Below are 6513 nucleotides of genomic sequence, written 5' to 3' on the forward strand. Positions count from 1 at the left end.
ATACTACGTTTAGAATCAACTTGTAATCAAGTTTTTAACGCACATTTAACGATTTAATCTGTTCTCGATTAGTTCATCGACTACAGATGGATCTGCAAGCGTTGACGTATCACCGAGTTGTTGGTGCTCATTTGCAGCGATTTTACGTAAAATACGACGCATAATCTTGCCTGAGCGCGTTTTAGGTAAACCTGGAGACCATTGAATCATATCTGGTGATGCTATTGGGCTAAGCTCTTTACGAACCCAGTTACGTACCTCTTTGGTTAACTCATCGCTTACTGTTACACCTTCATTTGGCGTAATATAAACATAAATACCTTGGCCTTTAATATCATGCGGGTAACCTACAACAGCGGCTTCTGCTACTGCTGGATGTGATACAAGAGCACTTTCAATCTCCGCAGTACCTAAGCGATGGCCTGATACGTTAAGTACATCGTCCACACGTCCTGTGATCCAGTAATAACCGTCTTCATCACGACGACAACCATCACCTGTAAAGTAGACACCTGGGTAGGCGCTAAAATAAGTTTGTTCAAAACGCTCATGGTCGCCATAAACAGTTCGCGCTTGCGATGGCCAGCTATCTAAAATAACTAAATTACCGTCCACAGCACCTTCAAGGTTATTCCCCTCAGCATCAAATAATGCTGGCGCAATACCAAAAAATGGATGGGTTGCAGAGCCAGGCTTTGTATCAGTTGCACCCGGTAAAGGCGTAATCATTATGCCACCGGTTTCTGTTTGCCACCACGTATCAACAATCGGACAATTAGATTTACCAATACTCTCGTAATACCACGTCCATGCTTCTGGATTTATTGGCTCACCCACCGAGCCTAAAATACGTAAACTATCGCGATTTGACGAAGCAGTTGGCTCATCACCTTTCGCCATTAGCGCACGAATTGCTGTAGGCGCAGTATATAAAATAGTTACACCGTGTTTATCAACAATTTCGCCCATACGTCCTGCAGTTGGATAAGTTGGTACACCTTCAAATAATACTTGTGTACAACCGTTTACTAATGGCCCGTATGCAATGTAACTGTGGCCTGTGATCCAACCTACATCGGCACTACACCAATACACATCGTCTTCTTTTAAATCAAATACGTATTCATGTGTCATTGATGAGTAAACTAAGTAGCCACCAGTGGTATGCACAACCCCCTTCGGCTGACCTGTTGAACCTGACGTATATAAAATAAACAATGGATCTTCAGCGTTCATTGGCTCTGGCTCACACTTTGCTGGTAAATCAGCAACTAGGTCATGCCACCATATATCGTGCTCATTCCAATCAACTTCACCGCCGGTTAATTGGTGCACAATAACATGCTCAATTGAGGTTACAGTTTCTTGCGCTACCGCTTCATCTACATTTGCTTTTAATGGAACACAATTACCTGCTCTGCGCCCTTCATCCGAAGTAATAACAATTTTGGCACCCGAATCTCGAATACGATCTGCAATCGCAGAAGGTGAAAAGCCACCAAATACAACCGAATGAATAGCACCAATACGTGCACAAGCCTGCATTGCATAAACAGCTTGAGGCGTCATAGGCATATAAATCGCTACACGATCACCTTTTTGAACACCTAGCTTTTTTAAACCATTGGCAAACTTAGCCACTTCATCATGCAATTGTTGATAAGTAATATTCTCACTTTGAGATGGGCTGTCACCTTCCCAAATAAGCGCCGTTTTGTCTGCTTTGGTTTTTAAGTGACGATCGATACAATTGTACGAAGCATTAAGGTAGCCATCCTCATACCATTTAATATTTATATGTCCTTTGTCGAATGATGTGTTTTTAACTTTTGTATAAGGGGTAGACCAATCAAGACGTTTGCCATGCTCACGCCAAAAACTTTCTGGGTCATCAATAGATTGCTTGTAAAGCGTATTATATTTATTTTTATCTACAAGAGTCGCATCTTTAATATGCGCAGGAACTGGATAGATACTTTGTGACATCTTAGTCTCCATTTAAATTACTTGCCTTAAGCTTTTATCAAGGATTACTCAGCAGTGCTACATTAAGTATTAGACCTTAGTTGTACACCCCTTCAATTTCCTCATTTGTAGTTTATAATCCTTCTGCTTTCAATTTTTTTACATAAATAATACAACGCGTTAAATGTAAGTAAATACAAACTAATCTGCTCTCAAACCTTAGTCTTATAGACCAATAGGTAATTGAGTAAATATTGCACATATTCAACAGTGTTCTCGTACTCTAATAAAGATATTTTGTTGTACTTACTAAAATGCTTTATTTAACGAATGAAAATAGAAAGTGAATTGAAAGCCAAATTAACAACCCTTTTTATTCGTAAGTAATACTCGTAGCAAGTAATACAAATATCTATGAAAAAAAAGTAATAAATAACAAGTAGCCTATAAAGGACACCACAATGAAATTTACCCCATTAAAAACATTGGCAGCAAGCGCTGTACTATGTGCACTATCAAGTACTGCATACGCGGCAACTGCTGCAAAAATTGGTGATACCGAATTTACTTACGGTGGATACATTAAACTCGACTCTATGTGGAGTGATTATTCAGCGGGTGCGCCTGCAGGTTCAAACGTAGGTCGTGACTTTTACGTACCAAGTACGCTAACAGTTGGCGACGATAACAGCTCAGATGCTGTGTTTGATATGCATGCTCGCGAGTCACGCTTTAACTTTGGCACAGCCACTGTTATGGATAACGGTAAGACCGTTAACACTAAAATTGAGATTGATTTTTTAGCCTCAGCTGCTGGCGGCAATGAACGTGTATCAAACTCTTATGCTCCACGTATTCGCCATGCGTTTGTGACATACGACGGTTGGTTATTTGGTCAAACATGGTCTAACTTTCAAAACGTGGGTGCCCTTGCTGAAACGCTTGATTTTGTAGGCCCAGCTGAAGGCACTATATTTGTTCGCCAATCGCAAATTAAATATACCACTGGCGCATGGTCTTTCTCATTAGAAAACCCAGAAAGTACAATTTCTACTACTAGCGGTATGGTAGTAACTGATGATGCATCATTGCCTGACTTTACAGCTCGTTACACACACAAAGCTGATTGGGGTAACATTGTTGTTGCAGCGCTTGCTCGCCAACTAACTTATAAAGTAGGCAGTGTTGATGCAGATGAAACATCTTTTGGTATTAGTGCGTCGGGTAAAATAAACCTTGGTGAAGACAACCTTAAATTTATGCTTACTCAAGGTAAAGGCTTAGGCCGTTACGTAGGCTTAAACGTTGCTCACGGCGCAGTACTTAATGGCGATGAACTAGATGCCATTGATTCGACTTCTGGTTTTGTTGCTTACCAGCACAAGTGGACAAGCCAATGGCGTTCAACGTTCTTATACTCTTTCTTCTCTGCTGATAACAACACTGATTTATTAGCTATTTCTGGTGATCCGACTGAATCAAGCCAAAGCTATAGCGCTAACATTTTATATTCCCCTGTTAAACGCCTAACATTTGGAGCTGAGCTAAAACATGCTGAGCGTGAAACTGAAAGTGGCGTAGATGGCGATTTAGATCGTTTACAATTCTCTGTTAAATACTCTTTTTAATAACTAAAAAGCTAACTACTTTAAATAAGCGGCCTAGGCCGCTTTTTTTATAATTCAATTTAAGTTAAAAAAACAACCATATTTTTATAAGCCATATCGCTTATCCTAATCATAATATTATTTACAGACTAAGTAATTCCCCTAAAACAGCATTAATGCGTTTACAAATGATAATAGTTTTTGTTTGAGTTTGTTAATTCTAAATAGTAGAATATCCCAATTATTTAAATAAACTCAAATAATATTAAATATTAATTAAGGGAAAACATGAAACTCAATCGCACTTTTGCACTTTCTTCATTAGTTTTAGCTATGGGTTTTTCAGCTCAAGCGCAAGAAACACCAACTAAGAATACAGTTGAAAATAACAATGAACAAATGGAAGAAATATTAATAGTAGGTGTACGCCAAGATCGAGTTAGCCAAGGTGCTACCGGTTTAACTATGGAGCTTAACGAAACACCACAATCTATTAGTGTAATTGGCGCAGAGCAACTTCAAAACTTTGCAGCAAATAGTATTAATGACGCATTGAAAATGGCTACGGGTATTACTGTAGAACAAGGTGAAACTAACCGCACACGATACACGTCTCGTGGTTTTGATATTAAAAGCACTCAAGTTGATGGTGTTGGTCTACCTAATAACTGGGGCCTTGTTACTGGTGCTATGGAAAGCTACGGTTATGAAAAAATAGAAGTTATTCGTGGTGCTAATGGGCAATTAACAGGCGTTGGTAATGCAGCAGGTACTATTAATTATGTTCGAAAACGCCCAACAAATGAGAATGAAGGTGAAGTAGGTATTTCTGTAGGTACTTATGGTTTAAAGCGGTTACAAGCTGATTATTCATTTTTGTTAACAGATTCTGGTAGTTGGGCTGCACGTGTTGTTGGTGCTGCAGAAGGCTCTGATTCATACCTTGATGGTTTAGAAAACGATCGTACTTACTTCTCTGCTGTAGTTGATGGACAACTTACTGGTAATTCAACACTTTCATTTGGTGCTTCACATCAAGATGCGAATACAGATGGAACCATGTGGGGAGGATTACCACTTTCATATGCCGATGGCACACAAGCGCAGTGGGATGTAAGTACAAGTACAACCCAAGAGTGGACTAAATGGGATACTCTTAATACCACAGCTTTTATTGAATATACTTATGTATTCGATAATAACTGGGAAATTAAAACAACTTATAATTACCAAGACTCAGAAGATCAAAGTAAATTACTTTACCTTTATGACGCTTATGGAATGTTTGATAGTGAAACTAATTTAGGTTTAGTCAGTATTCCTGGACGATATGATACAGAATTCTCAGCTGATTTATTTGATATAACAGCTAAAGGTGAGTACAGCTTGTTTGGTCAAGAGCATGAGTTAATGCTTGGTGGTAGTATTTCACAAAGTACATCTTACTCTTTTACTAACTCTTACGATGCAGCAACAACTGAAGCTTATGGTTTAGCGCCTGCTTTTCCATATGCATTAGATGCGATTGCTGAACCTATTTGGGGTGAACGAACTAAGTATGCTGATATTGATGTTACTTTGAAGCGTTTTTTTGGTTCTACTAAATTAAACCTAACAAGTGACTTATTTGTTATTGCGGGCTTTAACGCTATCGATTATGAGCGCACAGGCTTTAGCCAAGGCGTTGATATAGATAATGATGAAAGTGAGGTAAGCCCTTACCTTGCAACAACGTATGCAATTAATGATGATGTTAATGTATATGTAAGCTATTCCGATATTTATCAGCCACAAGAGCAATACGATTACGATGGTAACTTTTTAGATCCAAGTAAAGGTGTTAATTACGAAGTTGGAGTGAAAACTCAATGGTTCGATGATCAACTACTTGCAACCTTTGCCGTATTTAGTGCAAAACAAGATAATATTGCAACTTATGCAGGGCTAAACGCATCTGGATTTACTTACTATAAAGGAGCTGATCAAGATACCCAAGGCTTTGAATTAGAATTAACCGGACACATAACTGATGATCTAAATGCTGTATTCGCATATACATACTTAGATATAAATGATGACGCAGGCGACAGTTCTCATGAATGGGAACCTGAAAATGTTGTTAATTTTTCATTAGATTATACGCTGCCTCAACTACCTGAGTTTCAGTTTGGTTTAGCCGGTAAATGGCAATCAAAAACAGAAAATATAGCCAGCAATGTTAAGCAGGATTCTTATTTACTTATGAACGCATTTGCTCGATGGGATGCTAGCGAAGACTTATCAATTCAAGCTAACATTGATAACATCACAGATGAAAAACATATTACTAGCTTAGCTAATGTCGGTTTTTATGGCTCTCCTATTAGCGGAAAAGTTAGCTTAACTTATCGCTTTTAAAGTTCTATTTTAATTAGGTCGCATTCTTTAACTATTAGGGCGTGCTTATCTTTGGTGGTTGAATTTGCAGCAGTATGTTTGGTTTTTAGGCAAGGCAGAGCCTATATAGTGTGGTTATTCCCCATAAATAGGCAATAACGCAGCATAAATACCAAACATGCGCTGCCCTTTGGGTTCTTTCTAGGGACGATTAACTCTTTGTTGCTCGATTTTTACTTAGTCCACTAGGTTACAAATCTCACGCCGCGATTTAACCGCCCCTAGATTGAACAAATTTTAATCCACAAAGATCAACACGCCCTAAAGAATGCTTTTATCTGATTAAAACGTATAGCGTATGATCGCTCTGCTCTTCATTTAGTATAGTAATTACTAATGCAGTGCCTACTCATGCGCTATGTAACCGTATATTTTTATAGGTTAAATTAAAAAACGACACATTTTTAATGTGTCGTTTTTATTTTATCTAACCTGATGTAATGGTCTCCTCCCTATACGGCATCTATGTGCCATGATTAAAGTGGTTACAATAATCAAAGGGAGA

3 protein-coding genes are annotated in these 6513 nt (G+C 38.5%); 2 read left to right on the forward strand and 1 reads right to left on the reverse strand.

Annotation, left to right across the window (positions count from 1 at the left end; genetic code table 11):
- Positions 1 to 45 precede the first annotated feature (45 nt).
- Positions 46 to 1986, reverse strand: a complete 1941-nt coding sequence (acs, locus tag AAEY68_RS14035) for an acetate--CoA ligase (protein ID WP_024593960.1) — start codon at positions 1984 to 1986, stop codon at positions 46 to 48.
- Between the two features lie 440 nt (positions 1987 to 2426).
- On the opposite strand from acs, the gene AAEY68_RS14040 reads away from it, so the two are divergent.
- Complete coding sequence (locus AAEY68_RS14040; protein ID WP_010554447.1) at positions 2427 to 3593, forward strand: DcaP family trimeric outer membrane transporter; 1167 nt, start codon at positions 2427 to 2429, stop codon at positions 3591 to 3593.
- A 267-nt stretch (positions 3594 to 3860) separates the two neighbouring features.
- Positions 3861 to 5969, forward strand: coding sequence for a TonB-dependent siderophore receptor (locus tag AAEY68_RS14045; RefSeq protein ID WP_024593959.1), 2109 nt, complete (start codon positions 3861 to 3863; stop codon positions 5967 to 5969).
- Positions 5970 to 6513: the final 544 nt, after the last annotated feature.

This window comes from Pseudoalteromonas sp. RB2-MNA-CIBAN-0110, from assembly GCF_040309305.1.
Taxonomy (GTDB): domain Bacteria; phylum Pseudomonadota; class Gammaproteobacteria; order Enterobacterales; family Alteromonadaceae; genus Pseudoalteromonas; species Pseudoalteromonas arctica.

What these genes read in the sequence shown, in the direction of transcription:
- acs (WP_024593960.1), bottom strand. Translation starts at nt 1,986, where the DNA reads ATGTCACAAAGTATCTATCCAGTTCCTGCGCATATTAAAGATGCGACT.
- AAEY68_RS14040 (WP_010554447.1), top strand. Translation starts at nt 2,427, where the DNA reads ATGAAATTTACCCCATTAAAAACATTGGCAGCAAGCGCTGTACTATGT.
- AAEY68_RS14045 (WP_024593959.1), top strand. Translation starts at nt 3,861, where the DNA reads ATGAAACTCAATCGCACTTTTGCACTTTCTTCATTAGTTTTAGCTATG.